The 26,245-nt window shown below is 66.7% G+C and carries 28 protein-coding genes and 1 tRNA gene; 16 read left to right on the top strand and 13 right to left on the bottom strand.

The features are described from left to right. Positions 1 to 36 precede the first annotated feature (36 nt). Together QQW98_RS13720 and QQW98_RS13715 are read right to left on the bottom strand one after the other, a co-directional pair. Positions 37 to 1,041, bottom strand: a complete 1,005-nt coding sequence (locus QQW98_RS13720; protein ID WP_290135480.1) for a polysaccharide deacetylase family protein — start codon at positions 1,039 to 1,041, stop codon at positions 37 to 39. A gap of 40 nt (positions 1,042 to 1,081) precedes the next feature. Beyond that, the gene (locus QQW98_RS13715) at positions 1,082 to 2,761 is read right to left on the bottom strand and encodes a histidine kinase dimerization/phospho-acceptor domain-containing protein (RefSeq protein ID WP_290135479.1); all 1,680 of its coding nucleotides are present in this window, start codon (positions 2,759 to 2,761) and stop codon (positions 1,082 to 1,084) included. Positions 2,762 to 3,018: 257 nt separating this feature from the next. Between QQW98_RS13715 and QQW98_RS13710 the strand changes: the two genes are divergently transcribed. After that, positions 3,019 to 3,483 (top strand): Lrp/AsnC family transcriptional regulator, encoded by a 465-nt coding sequence (locus QQW98_RS13710; RefSeq protein ID WP_290135478.1) that lies wholly within the window; start codon positions 3,019 to 3,021, stop codon positions 3,481 to 3,483. Next, entirely contained in the window at positions 3,483 to 3,851 is a 369-nt protein-coding gene (locus QQW98_RS13705; RefSeq protein WP_290135477.1) for a hypothetical protein, read from the top strand. Before QQW98_RS13710 ends, QQW98_RS13705 begins: the two co-directional genes overlap by 1 nt. A 182-nt stretch (positions 3,852 to 4,033) precedes the next feature. On the opposite strand, the gene accC is transcribed toward QQW98_RS13705, so the two are convergent. From accC to QQW98_RS13685, 4 genes are all read right to left on the bottom strand, one after another. Next, the gene (gene accC, locus QQW98_RS13700; RefSeq protein ID WP_290135476.1) at positions 4,034 to 5,383 is read right to left on the bottom strand and encodes an acetyl-CoA carboxylase biotin carboxylase subunit; all 1,350 of its coding nucleotides are present in this window, start codon (positions 5,381 to 5,383) and stop codon (positions 4,034 to 4,036) included. A 4-nt stretch (positions 5,384 to 5,387) separates the two neighbouring features. After that, on the bottom strand, positions 5,388 to 5,846 hold the full coding sequence (gene accB, locus QQW98_RS13695) for an acetyl-CoA carboxylase biotin carboxyl carrier protein (RefSeq protein WP_404800895.1): 459 nt from the start codon (positions 5,844 to 5,846) through the stop codon (positions 5,388 to 5,390). 153 nt (positions 5,847 to 5,999) lie between these two features. After that, positions 6,000 to 6,434, bottom strand: coding sequence for a type II 3-dehydroquinate dehydratase (locus QQW98_RS13690; RefSeq protein ID WP_290135474.1), 435 nt, complete (start codon positions 6,432 to 6,434; stop codon positions 6,000 to 6,002). 129 nt (positions 6,435 to 6,563) lie between these two features. Further along, positions 6,564 to 6,977, bottom strand: a complete 414-nt coding sequence (locus QQW98_RS13685; protein ID WP_290135473.1) for a holin family protein — start codon at positions 6,975 to 6,977, stop codon at positions 6,564 to 6,566. A gap of 122 nt (positions 6,978 to 7,099) precedes the next feature. On the opposite strand from QQW98_RS13685, the gene QQW98_RS13680 reads away from it, so the two are divergent. After that, positions 7,100 to 8,224 carry a glycosyltransferase gene (locus tag QQW98_RS13680; RefSeq protein ID WP_290135472.1) on the top strand — a complete coding sequence of 375 codons (1,125 nt, stop codon included), beginning with the start codon at positions 7,100 to 7,102 and terminating at the stop codon, positions 8,222 to 8,224. Next, on the top strand, positions 8,221 to 8,772 hold the full coding sequence (locus QQW98_RS13675; RefSeq protein ID WP_290135471.1) for an LbetaH domain-containing protein: 552 nt from the start codon (positions 8,221 to 8,223) through the stop codon (positions 8,770 to 8,772). Before QQW98_RS13680 ends, QQW98_RS13675 begins: the two co-directional genes overlap by 4 nt. A 146-nt stretch (positions 8,773 to 8,918) precedes the next feature. Here QQW98_RS13675 and QQW98_RS13670 read toward each other — a convergent pair. Continuing rightward, positions 8,919 to 8,995 (bottom strand) — tRNA-Pro (locus QQW98_RS13670). Positions 8,996 to 9,155: 160 nt separating this feature from the next. Here QQW98_RS13670 and yajC point away from each other — a divergent pair. From yajC to secF, 3 genes are read left to right on the top strand one after another with little or no spacing between them, the layout of a single operon-like run. Then, positions 9,156 to 9,485, top strand: a complete 330-nt coding sequence (gene yajC, locus QQW98_RS13665) for a preprotein translocase subunit YajC (RefSeq protein ID WP_290135470.1) — start codon at positions 9,156 to 9,158, stop codon at positions 9,483 to 9,485. Between the two features lie 16 nt (positions 9,486 to 9,501). Beyond that, on the top strand, positions 9,502 to 11,109 hold the full coding sequence (gene secD / locus QQW98_RS13660) for a protein translocase subunit SecD (RefSeq protein WP_290135469.1): 1,608 nt from the start codon (positions 9,502 to 9,504) through the stop codon (positions 11,107 to 11,109). Positions 11,110 to 11,120: 11 nt separating this feature from the next. Continuing rightward, positions 11,121 to 12,098 carry a protein translocase subunit SecF gene (gene secF, locus QQW98_RS13655; protein WP_290135468.1) on the top strand — a complete coding sequence of 326 codons (978 nt, stop codon included), beginning with the start codon at positions 11,121 to 11,123 and terminating at the stop codon, positions 12,096 to 12,098. 19 nt (positions 12,099 to 12,117) lie between these two features. Here the strand turns inward: secF and QQW98_RS13650 are convergent, their stop codons facing one another. Beyond that, positions 12,118 to 13,332: a glycosyltransferase gene (locus tag QQW98_RS13650; protein WP_290135466.1), complete on the bottom strand. Its 1,215-nt coding sequence runs from the start codon at positions 13,330 to 13,332 to the stop codon at positions 12,118 to 12,120. After that, positions 13,293 to 13,865 carry a helix-turn-helix domain-containing protein gene (locus tag QQW98_RS13645; RefSeq protein WP_290135465.1) on the bottom strand — a complete coding sequence of 191 codons (573 nt, stop codon included), beginning with the start codon at positions 13,863 to 13,865 and terminating at the stop codon, positions 13,293 to 13,295. Before QQW98_RS13645 ends, QQW98_RS13650 begins: the two co-directional genes overlap by 40 nt. 102 nt (positions 13,866 to 13,967) lie before the next feature. Here QQW98_RS13645 and QQW98_RS13640 point away from each other — a divergent pair, with 102 nt between their 5' ends. Beyond that, a complete protein-coding gene (locus tag QQW98_RS13640; RefSeq protein ID WP_290135464.1) occupies positions 13,968 to 14,438 on the top strand; it encodes a DUF6456 domain-containing protein in 471 nt (156 codons plus the stop codon). Here the strand turns inward: QQW98_RS13640 and QQW98_RS13635 are convergent, their stop codons facing one another. Both QQW98_RS13635 and QQW98_RS13630 read right to left on the bottom strand, forming a co-directional pair. Then, positions 14,439 to 15,008: a uracil-DNA glycosylase family protein gene (locus QQW98_RS13635; protein ID WP_290135463.1), complete on the bottom strand. Its 570-nt coding sequence runs from the start codon at positions 15,006 to 15,008 to the stop codon at positions 14,439 to 14,441. Then, positions 15,005 to 16,822, bottom strand: a complete 1,818-nt coding sequence (locus QQW98_RS13630) for an ABC-F family ATP-binding cassette domain-containing protein (RefSeq protein ID WP_290136955.1) — start codon at positions 16,820 to 16,822, stop codon at positions 15,005 to 15,007. Before QQW98_RS13630 ends, QQW98_RS13635 begins: the two co-directional genes overlap by 4 nt. 132 nt (positions 16,823 to 16,954) lie before the next feature. Between QQW98_RS13630 and QQW98_RS13625 the strand changes: the two genes are divergently transcribed. The 5 genes from QQW98_RS13625 to QQW98_RS13605 all read left to right on the top strand — a co-directional run bounded on the left by QQW98_RS13625 (position 16,955) and on the right by QQW98_RS13605 (position 21,163). Further along, positions 16,955 to 17,674, top strand: coding sequence for an SIMPL domain-containing protein (locus QQW98_RS13625; protein ID WP_290135462.1), 720 nt, complete (start codon positions 16,955 to 16,957; stop codon positions 17,672 to 17,674). A gap of 92 nt (positions 17,675 to 17,766) precedes the next feature. Continuing rightward, entirely contained in the window at positions 17,767 to 18,078 is a 312-nt protein-coding gene (locus QQW98_RS13620; protein WP_290135461.1) for a hypothetical protein, read from the top strand. Positions 18,079 to 18,188: 110 nt separating this feature from the next. Then, the gene (locus QQW98_RS13615; RefSeq protein ID WP_290135460.1) at positions 18,189 to 18,866 is read left to right on the top strand and encodes a response regulator transcription factor; all 678 of its coding nucleotides are present in this window, start codon (positions 18,189 to 18,191) and stop codon (positions 18,864 to 18,866) included. Between the two features lie 77 nt (positions 18,867 to 18,943). Continuing rightward, on the top strand, positions 18,944 to 20,350 hold the full coding sequence (locus QQW98_RS13610; RefSeq protein WP_290136954.1) for a sensor histidine kinase: 1,407 nt from the start codon (positions 18,944 to 18,946) through the stop codon (positions 20,348 to 20,350). 102 nt (positions 20,351 to 20,452) lie between these two features. Next, positions 20,453 to 21,163, top strand: a complete 711-nt coding sequence (locus tag QQW98_RS13605) for a hypothetical protein (RefSeq protein ID WP_290135459.1) — start codon at positions 20,453 to 20,455, stop codon at positions 21,161 to 21,163. 12 nt (positions 21,164 to 21,175) lie between these two features. Here QQW98_RS13605 and QQW98_RS13600 read toward each other — a convergent pair whose 3' ends face one another. Beyond that, the gene (locus QQW98_RS13600) at positions 21,176 to 21,469 is read right to left on the bottom strand and encodes a chorismate mutase (protein ID WP_290135458.1); all 294 of its coding nucleotides are present in this window, start codon (positions 21,467 to 21,469) and stop codon (positions 21,176 to 21,178) included. 65 nt (positions 21,470 to 21,534) lie between these two features. Between QQW98_RS13600 and QQW98_RS13595 the strand changes: the two genes are divergently transcribed. Genes QQW98_RS13595 through QQW98_RS13585 form a run of 3 tightly spaced genes read left to right on the top strand, consistent with a single transcriptional unit; the run spans position 21,535 to position 25,317 of the window. Next, the gene (locus tag QQW98_RS13595; protein ID WP_290136953.1) at positions 21,535 to 22,545 is read left to right on the top strand and encodes a polyprenyl synthetase family protein; all 1,011 of its coding nucleotides are present in this window, start codon (positions 21,535 to 21,537) and stop codon (positions 22,543 to 22,545) included. Between the two features lie 22 nt (positions 22,546 to 22,567). Further along, positions 22,568 to 24,985 carry an ATP-dependent helicase HrpB gene (gene hrpB, locus QQW98_RS13590; RefSeq protein ID WP_290135457.1) on the top strand — a complete coding sequence of 806 codons (2,418 nt, stop codon included), beginning with the start codon at positions 22,568 to 22,570 and terminating at the stop codon, positions 24,983 to 24,985. Between the two features lie 53 nt (positions 24,986 to 25,038). Beyond that, on the top strand, positions 25,039 to 25,317 hold the full coding sequence (locus tag QQW98_RS13585; RefSeq protein ID WP_290135456.1) for an ETC complex I subunit: 279 nt from the start codon (positions 25,039 to 25,041) through the stop codon (positions 25,315 to 25,317). Between the two features lie 48 nt (positions 25,318 to 25,365). Here the strand turns inward: QQW98_RS13585 and QQW98_RS13580 are convergent, their stop codons facing one another. Continuing rightward, entirely contained in the window at positions 25,366 to 26,232 is an 867-nt protein-coding gene (locus tag QQW98_RS13580) for a hypothetical protein (protein ID WP_290135455.1), read from the bottom strand. Between the last annotated feature and the right edge of the window lie 13 nt (positions 26,233 to 26,245).

Here is a 26,245-nt window from a genome sequence, read left to right as displayed (position 1 = left end):
CTAATCGCAGGCTGCGCAATGCGCAAGCGCCCTTCGCTATCCCGGCTGGCGGATGACCGCCTCCATGACTTCCCTGACCGAGGCGTCACGCACCTGGCGCATGCGCAAGTGGTCGAGCACGCCGCGCCACCAGTCGTAGAGGGCATCAAGGTCCCGCTCGGTCCGCACGTACGGCGTGTGGCCGGGTTCCAGGCTGGGGCTGTGGAACGAGAAATTGAGCAGGGGCAAGCCATCGTCGAGCGCGATGTCGATCGCGCTGAGAGCATCGGCCAGAGGCACGCCCTCCGGCGTCAGCGGTAGCCGTTCCAGCAGCCCCAGCCTGGCGAGGATGCCCCGCAGCTCGGGCCACCGCCACAGGCGCGGATAGATCGCGCGACCCTGTTTGCGGAACATGCCGGAAAATACCGTGGTCAGCGGCAATTCGAGCAATCGCTGCTCGCTATCCGCCCAATACGGTACCAGCGGGTGATCGTGATAGGCCGGACCGCCCGCTCCGGAATAGCCGAATAGCGGCCGCACCGACGTGTCGATCGCGATGCCTTCCTCTACCAGCAGCGCGGCTGTGTTCGGGCCGATGCCATACCGGCCGGCGCGATAAATCAGCGGATCGGTGCCGTAAGCTTCTGCGATGGCATCGCGCAGGCGCGACAGTTTCTCCTGCTCCAGCTCCCGGGGGAGGTTGCCTGCAAAGCTGTTGTATTCGCTCACTTCCTCTTCGAAGGGTGGGCTCACCCAGGGGTGGAGCTGCACGCCGATATCCGCGCGCCCCGCACGGACGGCATCGCGCAGGATTGCGGTCGCCTCTACCGAGGTCGCGACGGGATGGTCGACAAGATAGATCGGCCGGACCTGCTCGCCTTCGCAAAATTGCTGGAACCGGGCGAGGCGGGGGACATGGCGAAGTGAATGGCCTTCGCTGCGCAAAGGCTGCGACCAGTCGAATTCTTCTTCGGTGTCGACGGTCAGGATGAAACGCGGTCCGAAGCCGTGGGCGAAACGCGCCTCTGATCCCGGCGGTGGTGGATCGACAAGCGGCTGCATAGGTCCCCCGAAGCGCCGGCAACCCCCTGTCACCGGCGGATCAGGCGCGCTCGGCCTTCTCCGCCTTTTCGCTATGCCCCGCACCCGCTACGGTCAAGAGCGGCACGCTGAGCACCAGCGCCTCGTCGATCCGGGCAAGATCGCCGCCGATGGCGCGGGCCTCCGCGCGGGCGAGGCGCAAGGCGAAACCCGTGCCGAACAGGCCGGCGGAAAGTGCGCCGGAAGTGCCGCCTGGTCCGCTGGCGAAAACATCGTCGCGGTCGCCCAGCGTGGCGGGCAGGTCACAGGTGAGGACAAAGCGCTTGGGGTCTTCCACGCGCTGCATCGTGGCCGCTTCGCCCGGCGCCATTGCCGCACCGAGCGTCGCGACAAGGCGCCAGGCAATTCGTTCGGCGTCGTCGCGGCCATAGGCCACTGGTGCGCCTTGCGCGTCGCCTTCGTAAGACAGGCGCGCGCTGCGGGTGGCAAGCGACGGCGCGACCTGCTGGGCCGTGCGGGCGAATATCGCAGCCAGGTCGCTCTCGTCGTCGCCCAGCTCGAGCGCGCCGGTCTCCAGCCGGGCGAGCCGGTCCAATTCCTCGAACCCGGCGAGGATGCGCGCCGCGTCGCCGGCGATGTTCGCGGCGAGCGCGCGGTATTCGTTGGGACTGGGTCCGAAGACCTGCTGCTGAATCACTTCGGCGAAGCCCTGGATGGCATTCACCGGCGTGCGCAATTCGTGGAGTAGTTGGCGAATGCGGTCGGCGGCAGTGTTTGCTGGGCGGTCATCGTCCTCGGCAGGTTCGCGGCGCAGGCGGCCGTAGTACCCCGCGAAGCCCCCGGTCGTCTGGTGGAAATACGGTGCGGCATCGATGCGCCAATCGCCCTTGATGGCGGCCGCTCCGTCTAGGGTTAGGGGGATGCCTGCCAGCGGCACGCGTCGCGTCATCGCACCGTCGATCATCGGGCCGCCCAGCCGCGTGCCGACCAGCATCGGCGCATGGTCCGCCTCCGCCCAGGTGATCGTGCCCGACGGGTCGGATTCGAAATCGATCGCATCGGGCGCGTCTTCGCCGTGGGCAGCGTCGTTCAGCGGCAGGCGCGGGGCCGCTTCGCTGACCGGCTGGCGACGCGCCTTCTGGAAGGCTTCGATCCGCCGCACCAGCGCACCGATCTCGCTCTCGACGACAGGCTCCTCTGTCTCGACCGGCTCGGTTGCATCGTCTTGCGTCGCGGGCGCGATGTCCACGAGCTCGAGCGGTTCGTCCTGCGCGTCGTCACCGGGTAGCGGGACGATGTCCGGCTGGGGGAGCACGAGGTCGAGCACGCCTAGGCGGAGCAGCAGCGCTTCCGCAGTGCTGGGCAAATCATCGCGGTGGCGCAGGTATCCGCGCGCGGCGATGGGCAGCTGCGGGATCAGCTCCAGCCAGTCGCCTTCGCGCAACGTCGCGCGGGCCATCGCGGCAGCGGCGACGGCAGGCTCCTGTTCCGCGAGACGAGCGGCGAGGCGGGGCGAGGCGATGCGGAGCGCCGCGTCGCGCAGCAGGCCCGCCCGTGTGGCAGGGGGAATGTGCGTTTCCAGCTCGGCCAGCCGGGCGAAGGCCTCTTCCATTTGCGCGCCTGCGCGATCTTCGCGCGGGGTGCCGACGAGATCGACGAGCTGGCGGTATTGCGTCCGGCGCGCCAGGTCACCGGTCGCGCGGCTGCGCAATACGGTGTCGAGGCGGTCGTCGAATTGCATTCAGGCTCCGTCGGGCAAGCGAAAAAAGGCTGCGAACACTAGGCCGCATTACGCACAGGTAGCAGGAGAGGGGGCGCCGCCGGTGTGGACAAACAGCATGCGTTGCAAAGCGGGACATTTCTCGGCATAGTTATAAAGTTGTCGTGCGCCGCATTTTTCGTAATAGTTGCGGGGCTGCGGGAAGCATGAAGCTGCGGGAGAGGGCCCGTTTCGCTTTCCGACCCCTTGGGGTCGCGCAACGCTGAGGGGGACGGACAATGGCCAATCTCGACCAGATCGACCAGCGCCTGCTGGCCGAATTGCAGGACGAGGGGCGAATCACGAATGTGGAACTGGCCCAGCGCGTCGGCCTGACCGCGCCGCCATGCCTGCGCCGCGTGCGCGCGCTGGAAGAGCAGGGGATCATTCGCGGCTATCACGCGGACCTCGACCCGTCGAAGCTGGGCTTTGCCATCACCGTGTTCGCCATGGTCAGCCTGCGCAGCCAGGCGGAAGACGACCTGCGCGCATTCGAGGATCACATCCAGACCCTGCCCGAAGTGCGCGAATGCCACATGCTCAACGGCGAGATCGACTTCATCCTGAAGATCGTCAGCCGCGACTTGCAGAGCTTCCAGGAATTCCTGACCGGCAAGCTGACGCCCGCGCCGAACGTTTCGAGCGTCAAGACCAGCCTGACGATCCGCACCAGCAAGCACGAACCCGGCGTCCCGCTGGAGTGATGGTCCGACTGGTTTGCGCGGCTTTGCTGCTTGCATCGTGCTCCGGGCAGGACACGCCGAGTCCTCAGAGCGAAGAGGCTGGTCAGGAGGAACCTGCGAAGAGCAATTCCGAAAACAGCCGGTCCAAACGGAACACGTCGTTTGTCGCTGACGGCAATGAAAAGACAGATCAACGGCTCAAGGGCATCGAAACCGACCCGATGGTTTTGGCGCAAAAGCGGGGTCTCTCCGAGGATTTCGCCCGGATGACGGGGCAGGACCACTTGCGCTGTGCTGCGGCAATCAGCGCTTACACCTATCTCGTCCGCGACGGTGTGGCATCTGACGACCCGCTAATCATGCGCTACGCACTCGAGCGGATCGGTTGACATACCAACTCGTTTGCGATCCCTGCAAACCTCGAAGAAGGCGAGGCTTTTGCAATGGTCAACAAAATGCGCGGCGAAATCACAGCGTCGACGCCCGCCGTCAGTATTCGCGAGATGGCGCTGTCATGCACCGCACTAATTCCCGGCGAAAAAATCTACCGTTGACCGCGACTTTTGCGTAATCAACCCTCGCGCTCTTTTAGCCATCCTTCCAGCCACTTGATCGTGTAGTCGCCGGCGAGCACGTCGTCCTGCTGCAGGAGTTCGCGGTGCAGGAGGACGTTGGTTTTGACCCCTTCGATCACCATTTCCTCCAGCGCGCGCTTGAGGCGCATGATGCATTTCTCGCGACTGCGACCGTAGACGATCAGCTTTGCGATCATGCTGTCGTAATAGGGTGGGATCGAATAGCCCGCGTACAGGCCGCTATCGACGCGCACATGCATGCCGCCAGCGGCGTGGTAGTAAGTGACCTTGCCGGGGCTCGGCGCGAAGGTGAATGGGTCCTCGGCGTTGATCCGGCATTCGATCGCGTGGCCGGTGAAGGTGACTTCGTCCTGCGTGACCGACAATGGCTTGCCGGCTGCGATACGGATCTGCTCGCGCACGAGGTCGAGGCCGGTGATCGCTTCGGTCACCGGGTGTTCGACCTGCAGGCGCGTGTTCATCTCGATGAAGTAGAACTCGCCGTTTTCCCACAGGAATTCGATCGTGCCTGCCCCGCGATAGGCCATGTCGCGCATCGCCTGCGCGCAGGTTTCGCCCATCCGCATCCGGTCCTCTTCCGACAGGACGGGAGAGGGCGCTTCCTCCAGCACTTTCTGGTGGCGGCGCTGGAGCGAACAGTCGCGTTCGCCGAGGTGGATGGCGTTGCCCTTGCCATCACCGAAAACCTGGAATTCGATGTGGCGCGGGTTGCCGAGATATTTCTCGATATAGACCGTGGCGTCGCCGAATGCGGCCTTCGCCTCGCTGCCGGCCTGTTTCATCAGGCTTTCCAGCTGGTCCTCGCTCTCGCACACTTTCATGCCGCGCCCGCCGCCGCCGCTGGCGGCCTTGATGATCACGGGATAGCCGATCTCGGCCGCGATCGTGCGGGCCTCGTCGTAGTCGCTCACCGCGCCGTCGCTGCCGGGGACGAGCGGCAGGCCGAGCGCACCGGCGGTCTGCTTGGCCGCGACCTTGTCGCCCATCGTGACGATGTGTTCGGGCTTGGGGCCGATCCAGCGGATGTCGTGCGCCTCGACGATCTCGGCGAATTTCGCGTTTTCGGACAGGAAGCCATAGCCGGGGTGGATCGCGTCGCAGCCGCTGATCTCGGCGGCGGAGATGATGGCGGCCTGGTTGAGGTAGCTGTCGGTGGCAGACGGCGGGCCGATGCACACCGCGTGGTCGGCCAGCCGCACGTGCATGGCATCGGCATCGGCGGTGGAATGCACCGCGACCGTCTCGATCCCCATTTCGTGCGCCGCACGGTGGATGCGCAGGGCGATCTCGCCGCGATTGGCGATCAGGATACGCGTAATCGTCATGGGATCAGGCCACCACCACCAGCGGCTGGTCGAATTCGACCGGCTGGGCGTTGGCGACCAGGATTTCCTTCACCGTGCCCGATGCAGGGGCCGTGATGGGGTTCATCACCTTCATCGCTTCCACTATGACCAGCGTATCGCCTTCCTTCACGCTGTCGCCGACCTTGATGAAGTCGGCAGCGCCGGGTTCGGGGGCGAGATAGACGGTGCCGACCATCGGCGACTTCACCGCGTCGGCGGTACTGGCGGGCGCATCGGCCGGGGCAGCATCGGCTGCCGCCGGGGCAGGAGCGGCTGCGGGAGCCGGTGCGGCGGCCATGGCAGGGGCTGCGGCCATCGGCGCCGGGACTGCGCCGCGCGATACGCGGACCTTGCGGTTGCCGTCCTCGACCTCGATTTCGGTGAGCCCGGTTTCGGCCAGCAGTTCGGCCAGTTCCCGGACCATGCCGGTGTCCACGTTCATGCCGGACGACTTGCGATTCGTCGGTTTGCTGTCGGCCATTCGTACCCCGTTATGCAGCGAAATTTGCGAGCCGCCGCTATGCTCGCAAGGTTTTGGCGGCGCAAGAGCGATGCGCAAGAATGTTGCGCTCCTGGTGCAGGCCGTGACGCTACGTCAAAGGGCTGCTGCCGCCTCCAGCGCGAGGAGGTAGCTTTTCGCACCGTGCCCCTGGAAGCACTCGCGCGCCGCCATGCCGACATAGGAACGATGGCGGAATTCCTCCCGCGTCGAGGGATCGGACAAATGCACTTCGAACACCGGCGTCACGATCGCCTTGATCGCGTCGAGCAGGGCGATGGAGGTGTGAGTATAGGCCGCGGCATTCAGCAGCACGGCCTTCGCTCCTTCGGCCTGCGCCTCGTGCAGCCAGTCAACCAGGTGGCCTTCGTGGTTGGACTGGCGCATGTCGATGGACAGGCCCAGTTCGCGGCCCCGGTCTTCCAGCATCCCGGCAATCTCGTCGAGCGTGGTGTCGCCGTAGATCTCCGGCTCGCGCAGGCCGAGGAGATTGAGGTTGGGGCCGTTGAGGACATAGACGGTATCGGTCATGTGGCGGCCCTTAGCCGATCCCGCCGCAATCGGGAAACCTGTTGGATTGCGGCAGGATCGGCCCGGGGCGGGTCCTATTTCATGGAACACATGGAACACGGTCCTGCGGCAGAAGCGCCATCGGCCCGATCAGCCTTCCACGCCCTTGATCTTTCCCCACTGGCGCGCAGCGGTGTAGCCGAGATAGCCGGTGCCGAAGAGGGCATAGAGCGGTTCGGGCAGGCCGTTGAGATAGGCGTTCATGCCGGCGGCGATTTCCCGCGCGGTGTCGGGATTGAAAGCGGCGAGCACGCCCATCGGCAGCGAAGCGAGCAGCATGGTGTACATCACATAGAGGAAGCTCGGCCGCGCGCGGCTGGTCCACGGATCGCGGCTGCCGGCCTCGGCGACGATGGCGGCGAGGCGAACCTCGATCGTCTTCAGCTCCTGCGTGCCTTCGAGCTTGATGAGCTCCAGCTTGGCCCTTTCGCGCGCTTCCTTGTCGGGGATGATCTTGTCGATGATGCTGGCGATGGGGCCGATGAGGGAATCGATGATGGACATGTTAACGCTCCTGACTGGATGGTGGAGCCATGCCAGATAACCAAAACGGTTCGTGTAGGAAAACGGGGGCAGCAGCCGGCGCATGCTTGTTTCCGGAGGCGGAATTGCGGACAAGCCACGGCGTGAACGGCCAGATTCCCTCGATTGCCGGCAAGCGGATCGTGCTGCTGACCGCTTCGGCCTCGCGCCTCGGCGGCGGGGTCGCGGAAGCGGTCATCGCCCATGCGCGCATGGTGCGCGGTCTTGGGGCGGAGCCGGTGGTCCTCGCCCTCGATGACGAGCATGGGGAAGAGGACCGGCCGCGCTATGGCGACGTTCCGCTGCGGCTCGTCGGGGTGCAGGGGCCGCGGCGTTTCGGCTACTCGCGCTCCTTCAGGCGCAACCTGGATGCGCTCGATCCGGACCTCGTCCACCTGCACGGTATCTGGATGTACCCTTCGAAGGCCGCGCTCGACTGGCGCCGGCGGACGGGAAAGCCGCTGGTCATTTCGCCCCACGGCATGCTCGCACCGTGGATCACGGCTCGCGGGCGGCTGCAGAAAGCGGTGGCGAGGGCGCTGTACGAGCGCAGCGGCTGGAGCGAGGCGAGCGTCATGCACGCGCTGACCGGAGCGGAAGCGAAGGACATCGCGTCCGAAAGCGGCCGCACCGACAGCGCGGTCATTCCCAATGCCGCACCCGTCATGCCGCGCGGCGCCGACCTCCGCCCGCCGATGGCGCTCTACCTGGGCCGGATCCACCCGAAGAAGAACCTCGGCGCATTGCTGGACGGGTGGGACATGGCCGACAAGCCCGACAGCGCGCGACTGGTCATCGCCGGGTGGGGGGCGCCGGAAGATGTGGCGCAGCTCGAAAGGCGCGTGGCGTCGTCGCCCTGCGCGGAGTTTGTCGGCCCCGTGCACGGGCAGGCGAAGGAGGCTCTGGTCGGCGAAGCGCGTTTCATGGTGCTGCCCTCGCTCAGCGAAGGCCTGCCGATGGCGATCCTGGAGGCTTGGGCAGCGGGCACGCCGGTGCTGATGAGCGAGGAATGCAACCTGCCCGAAGGCTTTACCGCCCGCGCGGCGATCGATTGCGGTACAGACGCAAGCAGCATCGCTGCCGTGCTGACAAAGGCGCTAAATATCCCGACCGCAACCTGGCGCAAGATGTCGCAGACCGCGACGGGCCTTGCGCAAGGCCCCTTCGCGCCCGAAACCGTGGCGCAGGAGTGGGCGGCGCTTTATGCGCGCCTGATGGAGAACGCATGAGCGAACGCCCGGTTTTCGATCCGCTGTCCGGACCGCCGGCTTTACCGCTGCGCAACAAGGTGGGGCGCGTTGTGTGGATGGCCGTTTGGCTGGTACTCGCGCGCTGGACCCCGCCGCCCCTGCATGGCTGGCGGCGCTTCGTCCTGCGGCTGTTCGGGGCGCAAATCGGCGCGGGAACGCGCATTTATGCCAGCGTGTCCGTCTGGCTGCCGCGCAACCTTGTGATCGGGGGGCGATGTCTGGTCGGGCCGGGCGTGCGACTTTATAACCAGGGCCGCATCACCATCGGCGACCGCTGCGTGATCAGCCAGCGCGCGTATCTGTGTGCCAGCACGCACGATCACCGTGACCCGGCTTTCCCGCTGGTGACCCGGCCTGTCGCGATCGGCGATGGCTGCTGGATCGCTGCCGAAGCCTTCGTAGGTCCCGGTGCCACAATGGAGGACGGTGCGGTCCTCGGCGCGCGCGGCGTGCTGAACGGCACCGCGGAAGCCGGTGCGATCTACGCCGGCAACCCTGCCATCAAGGTCGGTGATCGAGGGGGCTGAATTCCACTGGTCGGGAAGACAGGATTGTCCTCGCCGCTTGCGCGGCTCGTTCGTCTCGGCTTCGCCTCGATTCCGAACAGGTTCGATCCTGTCCATCGCCATGGTGTCCGGCGGCTCTACGATTGTAAGGGGGGTGTTAATTCCACTGGTCGGGAAGACAGGATTCGAACCTGCGACCCCCACACCCCCAGTGTGATGCGCTACCAGGCTGCGCTACTTCCCGAGCAGTGGAGGCGCGCCTATAGAAGCGGCTCTTGATAATGGCAAGCAGCCGCGTTGCGCGTAAATTGCATTGCTGCTAGGCGCGCCCATCTGATTTCGCGAGGGAGGGGCCGGGAGGCTCCGACCGTGTGCGACCAACCCGTTTTTCACGAGCTTACTAGATGACCACATTCATTCTCGCCGCCGCAACATCGGGTGCGGAAGCGCCGCCCGCATGGATGCAGTTCGCACCGCTGGTGGCGATGGGCCTGATCTTCTATTTCCTGCTGATCCGCCCGGGCATGAAGCGCCAGCGCGAACATCGGGAGAAAGTGGAAGGGTTGAAAAAGGGCGATCAGGTCGTCACCGCCGGCGGGCTGGTCGGCAAGATCACCAAGGTCGACGATCACTATGTCACCATCGACCTCGGCGGCGGCACCAAGGTCCAGGCCGTGCGGCACACCATCGGCGACGTGATCGATCCGGGCACGAAGCCCGCCGCGAACGACTGAGGACGGGGCACGAACGATGCTCGATTTTCCGCGCTGGAAGAAGATTTTCCTCTGGGCCATCACCATCGCGGTGATGGTCGCCGCGCTCCCCTCACTGGTCAGCCTGGCCGGGGGCGACTGGCCCGAAGAGAGCCTGCCCGATCCCGAAGTCGCCCTGGGTCTCGACCTTGCCGGCGGCAGCCACCTGCTGCTGGAGGCAGATGCTTCGCAAGTCGCGCAGACGCGCTTGGAATCGCTGGAAAGCTCGGTCGAAAACGCCCTCGACGATGCCGATCCGCGCATCCGGTTCGGCGACATGTCGACCAGCAACAACCGCCTGAGCTTCATCCTCGACGATCCCAGCCAGCTGGACGCGGCGCGGGAGGAATTGCTGCCGATCCTTTCGGGCACCGGCGTAACGCGCGACTGGGACCTTGCGGTGTCCGACGGCAACCGCATTACGCTGACCCCGACGCAGGCCGGTTTGGACGCGGCGGTGAACACCGCGCTCGACGCCGCGACCGACGTCGTTCGTCGCCGTATCGATGGCCTCGGCACGCGCGAGCCCACCATCATTCGTCAGGGCGACACCCGCATCGTGGTGCAGGTGCCGGGCTTCAACGATCCGGAAGGGCTGAAGACGCTGCTGGGCGAAACCGCGCAGATGGAATTCAAGCTGGTCGACCCCGAACGGCAGGAACCCGTGCCGATCGCACAGGCCGCGATCGCGCCGGCCGGCATGCAGTTTCTGCCGTATGACGAGGAGGACGAGATGGCCGGCTATGGCCACTATGTCCGTCGCCTCGGCGGGATTTCGGGTGAGCGGCTGACCAATTCGCAGCAGGGCTTCGACCAGCAGACCAACGCGCCGGTGGTGAACATCCAGTTCGACGGGCAGGGCGGGGCGCAATTCGCCCGGTTGAGCCGCGAGAACGTGGGCCGCCGCTTCGCGATCATCCTCGACGACAAGATCATCTCCGCGCCCAGCTTCGAAGAACCGATCCTTGGTGGCGCGGCCCGCATTTCCGGCAATTTCACCGTGGACAGCGCCAATGCGCTGGCGATTTCGCTGAATTCGGGCGCGCTCCCGGTCGACCTGACCGTGGTGGAAGAGCGCACCGTGGGGCCTGATCTTGGTGCCGATTCGATCCGCAAGGGTATCGTCGCGATGGGCATCGGCAGCCTGCTCGTCGTGCTGCTGATGATCGCCACTTATGGCCGCTTCGGCGTCTATGCGACGATCGCGCTGGTCATCAACGTGCTCATGATCCTCGGCATCATGGCGGTGATGGGCACCACGCTGACACTGCCCGGCATCGCTGGCTTCGTGCTCACCATCGGCGCGGCGGTGGACGCCAACGTGCTGATCAACGAACGTATCCGCGAGGAACGGGCCAAGGGCAGGCGGGTCTTCACCGCGGTGGAGAACGGCTATCGCGAGGCAAGCCGCGCGATCTACGACGCCAACGTGACCAACTTCATCGCCGGCGTTCTGCTGTTCCTGTTCGGCTCCGGCCCGGTGCGCGGCTTTGCGGTCGTTCTCATCATCGGCCTGTTCACTTCCGTTTTCACCGCCGTCGTGCTGACCCGCATGTGGGTCGCCGGCTGGCTGCGGGCCAAGCGCCCCAACGACCTGGCACTGTGAGGGTCTGAGAAATGCGTCTGCTCAAGCTCGTCCCCGACGATACCAATATCAAGTTCCTGAAGTGGCGCGTACCGTTCTACGTGGTCAGCCTGATCCTGATCGCGCTGAGCTGGTTCTTCGTGTGGAACAACGGCCTCAACTACGGCGTCGATTTCGCCGGCGGTCAGGAAGTCCGCGTGACCTTCGAAGGGCGCGAGGAAGCGCCTATTCCCGAATTGCGCCAGCAGATCGGTGCGCTCGGTTACGGCGACCCCGTCATCCAGCGTTTCGGCGAAGCGAACCAGGTGTCGATCCGCGTCCGCCTGCCGGCCGAGGCGGAAGGCGTGCCCGGTGCCGCGACCGCCATCGGTAACGAGGTGATCGGCGCGATCGAGGGCGAATACGACCAGGTCCGGCGCGACGGCAACGACACCGTCTCGGGCAAGGTCGCCAGCGAATTCCGCGAGAAGGCGGGCCTCGCCCTCCTGGCCGCCATGCTGGCCATCGCGATCTACATCTGGGTGCGCTTCGAATGGCAGTTCGGCGTCGGCGCGCTGTTCGCGCTGTTCCACGACGTGTCGCTGACACTGGGGCTGTTCGCGCTGTTGCAATGGGAATTCAGCCTGCAGATCATCGCCGCGATCCTGGCGATCATCGGCTATTCGCTGAACGACACCATCGTGGTCTACGACCGCATCCGCGAAAATCTGAAGAAATACCGCAAGATGCCGGTCCCCGAACTGCTCGACCTGTCGGTAAACGAGACGCTGGCGCGGACCGTGATGACCAGCCTCACGCTGCTCGTCGCGCTGATCCCGCTGCTGTTCTTCGGACCCGAAAGCCTGTTCGGCCTGACCGCCGCCATCGTGCTGGGCATTTTTGTGGGTACCTACAGCTCCGTCTACATGGCCGCGCCGATCCTGATCTGGCTGGGCGTGACGAGCGACAGCTTCGTGCCGCAGGAAACCGAGGCAGACCTCCAGGAACGAAAGGCCCGCGGCGAAGCCTGACCGCCGGAAGTCCGGCAGGTCAGCCGGTCAACCGGTCGAAGTGTCCGGCCAGCGCCGCGGCGTTGGCTTCCCAGCTGAAGCGCTCCGCCATGGCGACCGTCGCCTCGCACTCCGGCATGTCGGCGGCGAGGTCGCGGACGGCAGTGGCAATTTCCGCGCTTTCGCGCCCGACGATCAGGCCCGCGTCACGGCTCGTGACAACCTCGCGCGCGCCGCCTGCATCGGTGATGACGAGGGGCGTCCCGCAGGCCAGCGCCTCGATCCACGCATTGGCGAGGCCTTCGCTGGAAGAGGGCAGGACCATGAGGTCCGCCGCCGACAGCAGGATCGGCATGATGTCGTGGTCGAGCGAGCCGGTAAAATGAACGCGATCAGCCACGCCGAGCCCGGCCGCCTGAGAGCGCAATTTCGCCTCGTCATCGCCGCGCCCGACGAGCAGCAGGCGCGCCCGCGGCAAACCCGGCAAGGCCGCGATTACGAATTCCTGGCCCTTTCGCGGGATGAGCGCACCGACGGTGGCCAGCAGCAGGTCGTCGTCCGACAGCGGTATGCCGAGCTCCTTGCCGAGGCGCGGCCGGATTTGCGTGTGGTTGAGCGGGCGGAACCGGTTCCGGTCGAGCCCGGTGTAGTGGATGGAAATCTTCTCGCGCGGCAGGCCGATGGCCGCCATGTCGCCCGCCAGCGCCTCGCACACGGCGAGCAGGCCGTCCGCACGTTCGGCCGCCCGCACCATCGCCTTGCGACCGTAGGCTTTCGCGCCCCAGTAATGGATGTCCGCCCCGCGCGCCTTGATCGAGAGCGGCCGGCCCAGCCCCTCCGCAATGCGCGCGGCGGCCGGGCCATCGGGATAGAAGAACTGCGCATCGACGAGGTCGAACGGTCGCTCGGCATGCAGGCGCCTTGCCAGCGGCAGCACGGTGCGGGCGACCAGCGCAGGGTTGAAACGGCCACCGAATTTCGGGATCAGCGGGAAGGTGGGGCGGTGGACCTCGACCCCGTCCTCGGTGCCGTCCACCGCCGCTTCAGCCAGCGCACGGTATTTGCCGAACCTTACGGGCGGCACGCCGATCGGGTTGACGATGGTCACTTCCCAATCGCCCCGCGCCGCCAGCGCTTCCAGCGAGCGCGCGACGAAGGTTCCAAAGCGGGGCTGCGCCGCGTTGGGGTAGAGCGTCGAAAGCGACAGGACCCGCTTCAAAGCGGGCGGACCAGCATGGTGGCGATGGCGAGCCATGGCGGATTGTCGACCACCTGCTGTTTCTGCCCCACGCCGGGCGGGAGAATGCCGACCAGCGTTCCCTGCCGGTCGATCAACCGCCCGAAGGCAAAGCGCCCGCCGGCGCGCGGGACCAGCACGTCGCGATTGACGAAGCTGCCGGCCTCGTCCGGATCGGCGCGGCGGAGCCACAGCTGGTCGCCTTCGCGATATTCGCCTTGGGAGGCTTCCACGACCAGGCAGACTATCGGGACATTGCCGGCCAGTTCGCTCGGCAGGATCGCCTCGCGCGGCTTGGCGAGCGCTTCGGCGCCCGCGTTGGTCAGCGCTGCGATCACTTCGGGTGCATCCGCACTTTCGCTGCGAATCAGGCTTTCCGGTTTCACCCCCAGCGCCTTGGCGATCCGGTCGATCCATGCCGTCGAGAGCGTGCGGGTGCCGGTTTCCAGCCGTCCGACCGTCTGCGGCGTCGTTGCGGGATCGCAAGCGACGGCAAGCTCCGCCAGGGTCATGCCCTTTTCCTTGCGGATCGAACGGATGCGATTGATCATGGCGGGCTCCAATAACCGATTTGGTTCTTTCCTACAGATCGTGAACCTTGGCAAGGGCGGTGGACCGATTCTTGCCATGCACTAGCAAAGGGGACCACCGCCATGACCCGCCAATTCGTCGAACGCGAACTTACGTCCGAGGGGCCGCGCAAAACGGGCACTGCGCCGCGCCGGGGGCGGAGCGTCACGGTCAACCAGGCGGAATCGCCGGTCGCCTGGCTCTATGCACGCGGCCACCTGAAAGAGCGTCTGTTCGCCGCCGCGGAGCGGCTGCGCGCCGATTGGGAGCGCGCGCAACTGGCACCCAGCGTCACGATGCGCTGGGACCCGGTGCGGGTGAAAGGCGGCGAGCAGAACCTGACCCGGTCGGAACGGCAGCTGGTGGCAAAACAGCGTTTCGACGGCGCCATCGCGCTGGCGGGCAAGGGGCTGGAAGACATCCTCTGGCGCGTGGTGTGCGCGGGCGAGACGCTGCCGACGGCGGAAAAGGCTCTCGCCTGGCCCGCGCGCAGCGGCAAGCTGGTGTTGAGGCTGGCGCTGGAGCGGGTGGCGGATTTCTACCGCATCGCTTGATCAGAGCCGGGCGGCGACCTCTGCTTGCAGATCCGGCAGCAGGTCTCGCTCGAACCAGTCGTGTTGGCGCATGAAGAGCGTGCTGCGCCAGCTGGGATGGGGCAGGGCGATCCGCTCCGGCAACAGGTCCCGCCAGGCGGCGACCCTTTCCGCCATCGGCCGGCCCTTCATCGCGGGCAGATAGGCTCCCTGCGCGTACGTGCCGACAAGCACGGTCAGGCGATCCGCGGGCAGCACGGGGAAGATGCGCTGGTGCCACAGCGGCGCGCATTCGGGACGCGGCGGCTTGTCCCCGCCTTTCGCCTTGCCGGGATAGCACAGGCCCATCGAAACGATCGCAACGCGCGCGGGATCGTGCAGCGTGTCGGCATCGATGCCCAGCCAGCCCGCCAGTCGTTCGCCCGCCTTGTCGTCGAAGGGAATGCCGCTTTCATTCGTGATGCGTCCGGGCGCCTGCCCGATGACGAGGATGCGCGCCGTGGACGAAAATTGCGCGATGGGTCGCGGTTCCAGCGGCAGGTAGGGCGCACACAGCGTGCAGGCGCGCACCTGTGCGTGAAGGTCGCTCAAGCCTCCACTCTCTCCGCCAGGTCCAGCCAGCGTTCCTCCGCCGCGTCCTTTTCGGCCCGCGCATTTTCGAGACCCTTGGAGATATTGGCGAACTTCTGCGGATCGGCGGTGTAAAGGTCCGGGTCCGCGAGGATGGCCTCGCCCTTCGCAATGGCCGCTTCCAGCTCCTCGATCCGCGCGGGCAGGATCTCGTAGTCGCGCTGGTCCTTGTAGCTGAGCTTGGCCGATTTCGGCGGCGCGACCGGCGGGGAGGGCTGGGGCGCCGGGGCATCCTTGGCCTTCGACCGGGGCGTCACGGTCAGATTGCGGCGCTTGGCCTCCCAGTCCTCGTACCCGCCGGCGACGATATCGACATGGCCGGTCCCGTCGAGGCCGAGCGTGACGGTCACGGTCTTGTCGAGGAAATCGCGGTCGTGGCTGACGATCAGGACCGTGCCATCGTAATCGGCAATCACTTCCTGCAGCAGGTCGAGCGTTTCGAGGTCGAGGTCGTTGGTCGGCTCGTCCAGCACCAGCAGGTTGGAGGTACGGGCGAATTCGCGCGCCAGCAGCAGGCGCGATTTCTCGCCGCCTGAAAGGATGCCGACCTTGGTGTCGACGATCTTCGGGTCGAACAGGAATTCCTTGATATAGCCCTGCACGTGCTTGCGGACGCCGCGCACGTCGATCCAGTCGCCGCCTTCGGCCAGCACTTGCCGCACCGTCTTGTCGGGCGACATCAGGCTGCGCTGCTGGTCGATCATCACGCCGCTCAGGGTCTTGGCGCGGGTCACGGTGCCCGTGTCGGGTTCCAGCTCGCCGGTCAGCATCTTGAGCAGCGTGGTCTTGCCCGCGCCATTGCCGCCGACGATGCCGATGCGGTCGCCGCGCTGGATGCGGAAATCGAACGGCTTGATGACCGTGCGCCCGTCGTATGTCTTGCTGATGCCTTCCGCCACGATGACCGACTTGGTCTTGGTCTCGTCGCTCTTGAGGTCCAGCTTCGCCTTGCCGGTCGGGTTGAGCATGGCCGCACGCTGGGCGCGCATTTCCCACAGCTTCTCCAGCCGACCCTGGTTGCGCTTGCGCCGCGCGGTGACGCCGCGTTCCAGCCAGTGCGCCTCCAGCTTCAGCTTTGCGTCCAGCTTCTCCGCCGCGCGCGCTTCTTCGGCATAGACCTGCTCTTCCCATGCGTCGTAACCGCCGAAGCCCACGTCCTTGCGGCGCAGGGAACCGCGGTCGAGCCACAGCGTCGCACGGGTCAGGCGCTTCAGGAACGTCCGGTCGTGGCTGATGACGACGAAGGCGCCCTTGTAGCGGTCGAGCCAGCTTTCGAGCCAGTCGATGGCGCTAAGGTCGAGATGGTTGGTCGGCTCGTCCAGCAGCAGGATGTCCGGATCCTGCGCCAGCGCCTTGGCCAGCGCGGCGCGCCGCCGTTCGCCGCCGCTGGCGCCCTTCGCCGCGGTCGTCATGTCGATGCCGAGCTGGCCGGCGATAGCCTCTACCTCGTGCTCCGCCGGGGCGTGTTCGCCTGCGAGCGCGAAATCCATCAGCGTGGCGAAGGGGGAGAAATCCGGGTCCTGCTCCAGGAAGACGATCCGCGTGCCGGGTTTCACCTTGCGGATGCCGCGGTCGGCCTCGATCCGGTCGTCGATCAGGCGCAGCAGCGTGGTCTTCCCCGCGCCGTTGCGGCCGATCAGGGCCAGCCGGTCGCGCGGGCCGATGTGGAGGTCTATGCCTCCGGCACCGCCCTGGTCCTCGGGCCGCCCGAACAGCCAGCCGCTGCCCTGGATGAGGCCGAGACCTTCCCAGCTGAGGATCGGAGGTTGTGCCATAGCGCCGCGCAGGTAGGCGCGCGGCGGCGCTATCGCAAGCGGAACGGCCCCAATCTCCAGCGGAACGCCATCGTTCATGCGCGCGTTATCCCGTTGCGCCGAAACGCATGGCGCAACCTTTGGAGAATTCGCATGCTTCGCTACGCCCTGCCGCTGTTCGCTTCCGCCGCCCTTTTCGCCAGCCCCGCCGCCGCGCAGGTGCAGGTACAGACAAGCGGCCCGGTGGTCGAACTCGATGTCTTGGAGGTCGTGGAGGTCGAGCCGGACATCGTCACGCTGAGCGCCGGTGTAACCACGCTCGCCCCGACGGCCGTGGAAGCGCTGGAACAGAACAGCGCGAAGATGCGTCAAGTTGTTGCGCGGCTGAAAACGCTTGGGATTGCCGAGCGCGATATCCAGACGTCCTCCCTCAATCTCAATCCGCGCTTCGATTTCAATCCGCAGACGAATACGCAGGATTTCCGTGGCTACCAGGTCGCGAACCGTGTCACCGTGACCTTGCGCAAGGTCGACCGTGCGGGCGAGGCGCTGGACGCGTTGGTGCGCGAGGGCGCGACCGATTTCTACGGCCCGAATTTCGGCCTGGACGACGATACGGCGGCCAAGACCGAAGCGCGCGCCAATGCAATTCGCCGGGGACAGGATATGGCCCGCGAATACGCCCGCGCGGCGGGTTATCGCGACGTCCGCCTGCTCCGCGTGGCGGAATCGGTGCGCGGGCGGGAGATGTTCTCGCAAGAACGCGCCATCACTGTTTCCGCGTCCGATGTCAGCAGCGGCGCCCCACCCATCGAGCCGGGTGTCGTCGGGATCGGCGTGCAGATCTCCGTGTCTTACGAGATGGTCAACTGACGCGGCCCGAAGCTGAATGGGCCCAAAGCTGAACGAGAGGGTGACTGGCGAATTCACCCCTTGTTCAATGCTGCGGGGTTAGGCACGAAACCATGATGCGCCGGACCCTCCTTTCCCTGACCCTCGTCGCCGCAGCGGCGGCCGTCGTGCCGACCGGCGCGGGCGCGCAGGCTTTCGACGATGCGGCCAACGCGCGCGAGCAGATGGAATCGGGCAGCGTCCTTTCCCCGCGCGAGGTGGAGCGGCGGATTGTCCCCGACTATCGCCGCCGCGGGTACGAGTATCTCAATTTCGAGTACGATTCCCGCGCGCACGCCTATCGCCTGAAGTTCATCCGCGAAGGCCGCGTGACCTTTGTTGATGTCGATGCGCGCAGCGGCCGGATCATCCGCCGCCGGCGCTGAATTGCGCCGCTTGCCGGAACCCTTCCATTGCTTGACGGATATGTGGTGAAACCCCAAACGCGGGGGCAATACGCCGCAAGGCGGGCAATTAGGCATCATAGGGGAATTCGATGCGCATCCTGATCGTCGAGGACGAGCCGACACTCGGCCAGCAGCTCAAGAACACGCTGGAACAGAACGGCTATGCCGTGGACCTGTCCACCGATGGCGAGGACGGGCACTTCCTCGGCAGCACGGAGGAATACGACGCCGTAATCCTAGACCTCGGCCTGCCCGAAATCGACGGCCTGACCGTGCTCGGCATGTGGCGCAAGGAAGGCAAGACCTTCCCCGTGCTGGTGCTGACCGCGCGCGACAGCTGGTCCGACAAGGTGGCCGGGCTGGATGCGGGCGCGGACGATTACCTCGCCAAGCCTTTCCAGACCGAAGAGCTGATCGCCCGCCTACGCGCGCTGATCCGCCGCTCCACCGGCAATGCCACCAGCGAACTGATTGCCGGGGACGTGCGGCTGGATACGCGCAGCGGCCGCGTGACGCTGGCCGGTGAACCGGTGAAGCTGACCGCGCAGGAATACAAGCTGCTCAGCTACCTGATGCATCACAAGGGCAAGGTCGTCAGCCGGACCGAGCTCATTGAGCATATCTACGACCAGGATTTCGACCGCGATTCGAACACGATCGAGGTCTTCGTCACCCGCATCCGCAAGAAGCTGGGTGCCGATGTCATCACTACCATCCGCGGCCTTGGCTATAGTCTCGACGACCCGGCCGACGCGCCCCGTGGCTGATCGGGGCGGTTGATTTGGACGCGGTCGCCACATCGGGGAGCGATCCCGCGCTGTCGGCCGCCGCGGAGAAGGCGACCATGGAGGCGGAGCAGGGCGCGGCGATAGCGTCCGGCGCCGCGCCGCCGCACACCGGATCGCTCAGCCGCCGGATGCAGCTGATTGCGGCGGTGTGGATCACGCTGCTGCTGGCCGTGGGCGGCTTCGCGCTCGACCGCACGCTGACCAGCCTGGTGACCGACCAGTTCGACGACCAGCTCGATTACATGCTTACCGCCATGGTCGCCTCGGCAGAGATCGACGATTTCGGCGACGTGATGTTCAACCGTCCGCTCGGCGACCAGCGCTTTCTCGAACCCAATTCGGGCATGTACTGGCAGGTCACGGGGGAAGGGCGCGACCCCTATCCCTCGCGCTCCTTGTGGGCGCCGCGCACGCTGGAAGTGCGCGACGGTTTCTTTGCCGAGCCGGTCATCTACGACAGCAGCCAGTATCCGGACGAGGCGCTACGGATCACCCAGCGTTCCGTCGTGCTGCCGGGCAGCGATACGGAGTGGACCTTCGCGCTCGCTGCCGCGCGCGAGGATCTCGACGAGCAGATCAACCGCATTCGCAGCATCCTGTTCTGGAGCTTCGTGGTGCTCGGCCTCGGCCTGTTCATCCTCGCCTTCCTGCAGACGATCTACGGGCTCGGTCCGCTGCGCCGGGTGAAGGAGGCGATCATCCGCATCCGAACCAGCGGGGCGAACCGGGTGACCGACCCGCTGCCGCTGGAAGTGCAACCGATGGTGGAGGAATTGAACGGCCTCCTCGCCCATTCGGAACGGCAGGCGGAAGAGGCGCGGATGCACGCGGGCAACCTGGCGCATGCCTTGAAGACGCCGCTGACCGTGCTGGTCAATGCGGCAACGGCGAAAGACCCGGACCTGTCCGACCTCGTCCACCGCGAGACCAAGGTGATGCAGCGGCAGGTCGAACACCACTTGGCCCGCGCGCGCGCCGTGGGCCGCCGTGCGACGGGGCTCAGCCGCGCGCATGTCGCCGGCAGCGTGGAGGCGGTGCTGCGCGCCGTGACCCGACTTTACGAACGGACCCGCTTCGACCTCGATGGCAACATGGACGTCAATGTCGCCATCGAACGCCAGGACCTCGACGAAATCCTCGGCAACCTGATCGAGAACGCGGCGAAATACGGCGGCGGCAGCGTCTTCGTCACCATTGATGCCGTACCCAATGCCGAGCAGTGCGAAATCTGGGTCGAGGATGACGGGATGGGCATTCCGGATGCCGAGCGCATCCGCATTTTCGACCGCGGCGCGCGGCTCGACACCGGCAAGCCCGGCACCGGGCTCGGCCTCGCCATCGTGCGCGACGTAGCCGAAATCTACGGTGGCGGCGTGCGGCTGGAGGAAAGCGAGGACCTCGGCGGGTTGCTCGTCCGTCTCAGCCTGCCGCGCGCTGCCGAGGCTGTTCAGCAAAACCCCTGAAAGTCTTAATTGTCGCAATCTGTAACGACGGGTTCAGAGGCGGTTCAATTCGTCGCCCCTACAAGGCAGGTCATCTACAAACCTTCCGATGGGAGACGCGCGATGACCCGCATCTTTAAACCGATCCTGCTGGTCGCCGCGACCGCCACGCTCGGTGCCTGCACGATGTACGATCCGTATTACGACGATTACCAGTACAGCTACGGCTACCGCGCATCCTCGCCGTACTGGGGCTGGTACGACGACTACTATTATCCCGGCGTGGGCTATTACATCTACGACCGGTCCGGCTATCGCCATCGCTGGGGCGATCACCATCGCCGCTATTGGGAAGGCCGCCGTGCCGGCCACCGCCAGTTCCGCGAACAGTGGGGCGGTTACGGCTACACCCGCCGCGGGGATTATCGCGACCAGCGCCGCGACCGCCGTGTTGAACGCTACGAAGGGCGCCGCGATAACCGCGAGGAGTATCGCGAATACCGCCGCGAACGGCGCGAAGACTACCGCGACCAGCGCCGCGACCGGCGCGAGGATTACCGCGACCAGCGCCGCGGCGGCGAGCGCTCACGCGACCAGCGGCGCGGTGGTGACCGCAGCCGGTCCGACGGCCGTAGCGAAACCCGTGCAACGCCTCCGCGTACCCAGCGGACGGAGCGACCCGCCCGCCCGGTGGTCCAGCGACGGGAGCGGACTGAGTCCGCAGCGCAGCGATCCGCGCGCCAGGCAGAACGTGCCGAGCGCCGCGAAAGCAGGGTTTCGAGCAAGCGCCCCAGCCGTGCCGACCGCGAGCGGCGCCAGCGCGTTGACGACTGACGCGGTTTCGATCTAGCCGCCGCGAACCTGTTCGTGGTGGCGGATCACTTCGTCGATGATGAAGCGCAGGAATTTCTCGCTGAATTCCGGATCGAGGTCCGCTTCCTCGGCCAGCCGGCGCAGCCGCGCAATCTGCTCCTGCTCCCGGTTCGGATCGGCCGGGGGAAGGGCGGTTTTCGCCTTGTAGGCACCCACCTGCTGGGTGATCCGGAACCGTTCCGCCAGCATGTGGACGAGCGCCGCGTCGATATTGTCGATCGACTTGCGAAATGCGGCGAGCTGCCTGTCGGGCGATGTGTCTGGCATAGAATGCGCAAACTAGCGGCAAACGCGCGCTTGCCAAGCGGCGCGGCAGCTTCCACATGGCAGCCATGACCGCAGAGGTTATCACTCTACCGCGCGCGCAGCCGTCGCTCGACCCGATGCTGGCGCTGACCGCGACCGCGATGAATTCGGTCAACCGCGTCATCCTCGACCGGATGCAAAGCGAGATTCCGCTGATTCCGACCCTGGCCGGGCATCTGATTTCCGGCGGCGGCAAGCGCCTGCGCCCGATGCTGACGCTCGCTGCGGCGGAGCTGATCGGCTATGGCGGCAACCGCCATCACAAGCTCGCCGCGGCGGTGGAGTTCATCCACACCGCCACGCTGCTGCACGACGACGTGGTCGACGGCAGCGAACTGCGCCGCGGCAAGGCGGCGGCCAACATCATCTACGGCAACCCTGCGACCGTGCTGGTCGGCGATTTCCTCTTCAGCCGCAGCTTCGAACTGATGGTGGAGGACGGCTCGCTGCGCGTCCTCAAGATCCTGTCGAATGCCAGCGCCGTGATTGCGGAAGGCGAAGTCGACCAGCTGACCGCGCAGCGCCAGATCGAGACGAGCGAAGAGCGCTATCTCGGCATCATCGGCGCGAAAACCGCCGCGCTGTTCGCTGCCGCCAGCCGTATCGCCGCCGTGGTCGCCGAACGCAGCGACAAGGAAGAAGAGGCGCTCGACGCCTATGGCCGCAATCTCGGCATCGCCTTCCAGCTGGTGGACGATGCGATCGATTACGATTCGCAGGCTGCCGAAATGGGCAAGGATGCGGGCGACGACTTCCGCGAAGGCAAGATGACCCTGCCTGTGATCCTGGCCTATGCGCGCGGGGAAGAGGACGAGCGCCAGTTCTGGCGCGACGCGATCTCCGGCCGCCGATCGGGCGACGAGGAGCTTGCCGAAGCGATCCGGCTGGTGCGCAAGCACGACGCCGTCGCCGCCACGCGCGAACGGGCCCGCCATTTTGCGCAGCGCGCTGCCGAAGCGCTTTCGATCTTCCCCGACAGCAAGGCGCGCGCGGCAATGGTCGAAGCGGCACAATTCGCGGTTTCGCGCGGATATTGACCGCGCTGGCCTGCCGCAGGCTGTGAGCGACCTACCCATCCACGCCGTCCTGCCGGACCTGCTGGACGGCCTGCGCACCGGTACCGGCGCGGTCCTGGTCGCACCGCCGGGGGCAGGCAAGACCACCGCCGTCGCTCCCGCCCTGCTGGACGAGCCGTGGTGCGATGGCACCGTACTCCTGCTCAGCCCGCGCCGCGTTGCCGCCCGTGCGGCGGCGGAGCGCATGGCCGCGCAGCTCGGCGAAAAGGCCGGCGAGACGATCGGCTACGCGACACGGCTCGACACGCGGCAATCGGCGCGCACGCGCGTCCTCGTCGTCACCGAGGCCATTTTCGTCAATCGCATCCTCGCCGATCCGGAATTGCCGGGCGTCTCCGCCGTCCTGTTCGACGAGGCGCACGAGCGGCACCTCGACAGCGACCTCGGCCTGGCCCTCGCACTGGAAAGCCGCGCCATCCTGCGCGAGGACCTGCGCGTGGTGGTAATGAGCGCCACGATCGACGGCGCGCGCTTTGCCGGGCTGTTGGGCGACGATACGCCCGTCATCGAAAGCGAGGGCCGCGCGCATCCCCTGCGCATCGAATGGCTGGGCGCGCGTGCGGAGCAGCGGATCGAGGACCGCGTGGCGAGCGCGATCCGCCAGGCCTGGCGCGACGAGGCGGGCGATATCCTCGCCTTCCTGCCCGGCGTGGGGGAAATCGAGCGCGTGCGAGAACGGCTGGCCGAAGCGATGCCGAACACGCCGGTCCTGCCGCTGCACGGCCAGGTCGAGCCGCGCGCGCAGCAGGCGGCGATCAGGCGCGATCCGGACGGAAGGCGACGCATCGTCCTCGCCACCGCTATCGCCGAGACGTCGCTGACGCTCGACGGCGTGTCGGTGGTGGTCGACAGCGGCCTGTCGCGGCGCGCGGAATTCGACCAGGCCGTGGGCTCCAACCGCCTCGTGACCGTCCGGGCAAGCCAGGCTGCGGCCGCGCAGCGGGCAGGGCGCGCGGCGCGGCAGGGGCCGGGCGTGGCCTACCGCCTGTGGGAAGAGGGCGGGCACGGCGGGCGGCAGGCTTTCGACCCGCCGGAGATCGCGGCGGTGGACCTCGCCCCGCTGGTCTTGTCGCTCGCCCGCTGGGGCACGGGCGATCCTGCCGCCTTGCCGTGGCTCGACGAGCCGCCCCCTGCCTCCATCGCCTCGGCGCGCGAGCGGTTGGGCAGGCTGGGCGCACTGGAGGATGGCAGGCTGACCGCTTTTGGCGAGAAGGTCGCCGCGCTGCCGATGGACCCGGCGCAGGCGGCGATGGTGCTCTACGGCGCAAAGGCCGGCGATGCGACGGTGGCGGCCAAGCTTGCTTTGCTGTTGCAGGAGCGCGGGCTCGGCGGGCGGAGCGAGGACCTGCTCGCGCGCCTGCAACGCTGGGACGGCGATCGCTCAGCCCGGGCAGAGGCGTCGCGAAAGCTGGCCGCGCGCTGGGCAAAATCGGCGGAGGCCCTGGTCGACACGGTCGACCCCACCCAGGGCGATCCCGGCATCTACCTTGCCCGCGCGCGGCCCGACTTCGTCGCGCGGCGGCGCGATAAGTCGGGCGAGAGCTGGCAATCCATCGGCGGGCGCGGCTTCGCGCTCGATCCCGCATCGCCGCTTGCCTGCGCAGACTGGCTCGCCATCGGCGATGCGCAGGGCAGCGCCAAGGGTGCGCGCATCACCGCCGCGATTGCCATGGAAGAAAGCGACGTCGCCCGCGCCCTCTCGCATCTCGCCACGCAGCGCCGAACCGTCCGCTGGAATGCGAAAGAGGGCAGGGTCGAAGCGCGGCTGGAGCAGCGGATCGGAGCAGTCTCGATTGCCAGCGGTCCCGATCCGGAGCCCGACGCCCAGCAGGTGGAAGCGGCGCTTCTCGAGGCTGCACGCGGGCGCCTGGCCGATCTCCTGCCCGCCAGCCTGCTGGCCCGCGCGCGCTATGCCGCGATCGATGCGCTGTCACCCGAAGCACTCGTGGAGAACGCCGGCCAATGGCTCGCTCCGCTGCTCTCGGGCAAGCGCACCCTCGACATCCCGGCCGCGCAGCTTGCCGAAGCGGCGCTGTCGCTGGTGGGTTGGGACACGCGCCAGCGCCTCGACACGGTGGCTCCGCGCCAGTGGACCAGCCCCGCCGGCACGCAGCACGCGGTGGACTACGCGGCGGAGGGCGGCCCGACGGTGGAGGTGCGGGTGCAGGCGCTGTTCGGCCTCGACCGCCACCCCATGGTCGGCAGCACGCCCCTGCTGCTCCAGCTGACCAGCCCGGCGGGCCGCCCGATCCAGGCGACCCGCGACTTGCCCCGCTTCTGGCGCGGCAGCTGGGCCGATGTACGCAAGGACATGAAAGGGCGCTATCCCAAGCACCGCTGGCCCGACGAGCCCTGGGCAGAGGCGCCCAGCCTGAAAACGAAGAATGCCTTCAATCGCTAGCGCCAGCGCGCGGGCGACTTGATTTTTGCCGCGCCGCGCACGAAAGGGATCGCATGAGCGCGATCATTTACCAGCGGCCCCAGAGTGCGATGCAATCGGGCAAGGCGAAGACCGACCAGTGGATCCTCGAATTCGAGCAGTCCGAAGCGCGCGGCTCCGACCCGCTGATGGGCTGGACGTCGAGCGGCGACACGCAGACGCAGGTGGTTCTGAAATTCCCTAGCCTCGATGCGGCGAAGGCCTATGCCGACAAGCACGAGATTGCCGTGCGCGTCCACCAGCCGCCGAAGAAGACGCTGAAGCTGCAGGCCTACGCCGACAATTTCCGCTAGGCTGGCGGACACGCGGCCTGAAGGCTCTGCGCGCCCGCCAATCCAGGATCAGTCGATCAGGTGAATCGATCCGCTGTCGAACAGCGTCCGGCAGTCGCTCGCATCGTGCATGCTGTCTTCCGCCAGTAGGGTTTCGGCCATGCCGGTGCCCGTGAAGCGGGGATCGTCGCACTCGCCGTCGTTGGCCCATTCGCTCGAATTGTCGCCGAAATCGATGGACGACGCGGTGCGGCCGCCCGCGGAAATCCGGATCGAACCGGCTTCGTAAAGGGTGCGGCAGTCGGTCGCGTCGCGGCGCGCATCCTCTTCCAGCAGGATGTCGGCCATGCCGGCGCCGGTGAAGCGGGGATCGTCGCATTCACCGTCATTCGCCCATTCGCTGGAGTCGTCGCCGAAGTCGAGGCCGCCGGTGGACGTGGTGCCCGCCGCTCCGCGCAGCCGGATCGAACCGGCCGCATAGAGCGTGCGGCAATCGGTCGCATCATGGCGTGCATCTTCCTCCAACAGTACCCCGGCCATCCCGGTCCCGGTGAAGCGGGGATCGTCGCACTCGCCGTCGTTCGCCCATTCGCTGGAGTCATCGCCGAAATCGACTGTCGTGTCGTCCGCCCGGCGAAGGGTCACAGCCACCGTGTTGCGCGCCGTGTTTGCCGACGGGACGGAATTTTCCATGCCGATGTAAGTGATCTTGCCCGCTGCATGCAGGGCGCGGCAGTCTGCGGCATCGCTGCGGACATCCTCGGACAGCAGGATCTCGGCCATGCCGTCGCCTTCGAAGCGCGGATCGTCGCATTCCCCGTCGTTGGCCCAGTCGCTCGAATCGTCGCCGAAGTCGATTGCCTGCTGGGCTGCTGCGGGCGCTGCGAATGCCGTGGCGGAGAAGGCCAGGGCCGCAAGAATAGTGAATTTCCTCATGAATATAGTCCCC

Origin of the sequence: Alteriqipengyuania flavescens, from assembly GCF_030406725.1 — a bacterium.
In the GTDB taxonomy this organism is placed as follows: Bacteria; Pseudomonadota; Alphaproteobacteria; order Sphingomonadales; family Sphingomonadaceae; genus Alteriqipengyuania_B; species Alteriqipengyuania_B flavescens.
This window is presented reverse-complemented; position numbering and strand designations above follow the sequence as displayed.

Coding starts and splice junctions, on each gene's coding strand:
- QQW98_RS13720 (WP_290135480.1), bottom strand. CDS start 1,041: ATGCAGCCGCTTGTCGATCCACCACCGCCGGGATCAGAGGCGCGTTTC.
- QQW98_RS13715 (WP_290135479.1), bottom strand. CDS start 2,761: ATGCAATTCGACGACCGCCTCGACACCGTATTGCGCAGCCGCGCGACC.
- QQW98_RS13710 (WP_290135478.1), top strand. CDS start 3,019: ATGGCCAATCTCGACCAGATCGACCAGCGCCTGCTGGCCGAATTGCAG.
- QQW98_RS13705 (WP_290135477.1), top strand. CDS start 3,483: ATGGTCCGACTGGTTTGCGCGGCTTTGCTGCTTGCATCGTGCTCCGGG.
- accC (WP_290135476.1), bottom strand. CDS start 5,383: ATGACGATTACGCGTATCCTGATCGCCAATCGCGGCGAGATCGCCCTG.
- accB (WP_404800895.1), bottom strand. CDS start 5,846: ATGAACGTGGACACCGGCATGGTCCGGGAACTGGCCGAACTGCTGGCC.
- QQW98_RS13690 (WP_290135474.1), bottom strand. CDS start 6,434: ATGACCGATACCGTCTATGTCCTCAACGGCCCCAACCTCAATCTCCTC.
- QQW98_RS13685 (WP_290135473.1), bottom strand. CDS start 6,977: ATGTCCATCATCGATTCCCTCATCGGCCCCATCGCCAGCATCATCGAC.
- QQW98_RS13675 (WP_290135471.1), top strand. CDS start 8,221: ATGAGCGAACGCCCGGTTTTCGATCCGCTGTCCGGACCGCCGGCTTTA.
- yajC (WP_290135470.1), top strand. CDS start 9,156: ATGACCACATTCATTCTCGCCGCCGCAACATCGGGTGCGGAAGCGCCG.
- secD (WP_290135469.1), top strand. CDS start 9,502: ATGCTCGATTTTCCGCGCTGGAAGAAGATTTTCCTCTGGGCCATCACC.
- secF (WP_290135468.1), top strand. CDS start 11,121: ATGCGTCTGCTCAAGCTCGTCCCCGACGATACCAATATCAAGTTCCTG.
- QQW98_RS13650 (WP_290135466.1), bottom strand. CDS start 13,332: ATGGCTCGCCATCGCCACCATGCTGGTCCGCCCGCTTTGAAGCGGGTC.
- QQW98_RS13645 (WP_290135465.1), bottom strand. CDS start 13,865: ATGATCAATCGCATCCGTTCGATCCGCAAGGAAAAGGGCATGACCCTG.
- QQW98_RS13640 (WP_290135464.1), top strand. CDS start 13,968: ATGACCCGCCAATTCGTCGAACGCGAACTTACGTCCGAGGGGCCGCGC.
- QQW98_RS13630 (WP_290136955.1), bottom strand. CDS start 16,822: ATGGCACAACCTCCGATCCTCAGCTGGGAAGGTCTCGGCCTCATCCAG.
- QQW98_RS13625 (WP_290135462.1), top strand. CDS start 16,955: ATGCTTCGCTACGCCCTGCCGCTGTTCGCTTCCGCCGCCCTTTTCGCC.
- QQW98_RS13620 (WP_290135461.1), top strand. CDS start 17,767: ATGATGCGCCGGACCCTCCTTTCCCTGACCCTCGTCGCCGCAGCGGCG.
- QQW98_RS13615 (WP_290135460.1), top strand. CDS start 18,189: ATGCGCATCCTGATCGTCGAGGACGAGCCGACACTCGGCCAGCAGCTC.
- QQW98_RS13610 (WP_290136954.1), top strand. CDS start 18,944: ATGGAGGCGGAGCAGGGCGCGGCGATAGCGTCCGGCGCCGCGCCGCCG.
- QQW98_RS13605 (WP_290135459.1), top strand. CDS start 20,453: ATGACCCGCATCTTTAAACCGATCCTGCTGGTCGCCGCGACCGCCACG.
- QQW98_RS13600 (WP_290135458.1), bottom strand. CDS start 21,469: ATGCCAGACACATCGCCCGACAGGCAGCTCGCCGCATTTCGCAAGTCG.
- QQW98_RS13595 (WP_290136953.1), top strand. CDS start 21,535: ATGACCGCAGAGGTTATCACTCTACCGCGCGCGCAGCCGTCGCTCGAC.
- QQW98_RS13585 (WP_290135456.1), top strand. CDS start 25,039: ATGAGCGCGATCATTTACCAGCGGCCCCAGAGTGCGATGCAATCGGGC.
- QQW98_RS13580 (WP_290135455.1), bottom strand. CDS start 26,232: ATGAGGAAATTCACTATTCTTGCGGCCCTGGCCTTCTCCGCCACGGCA.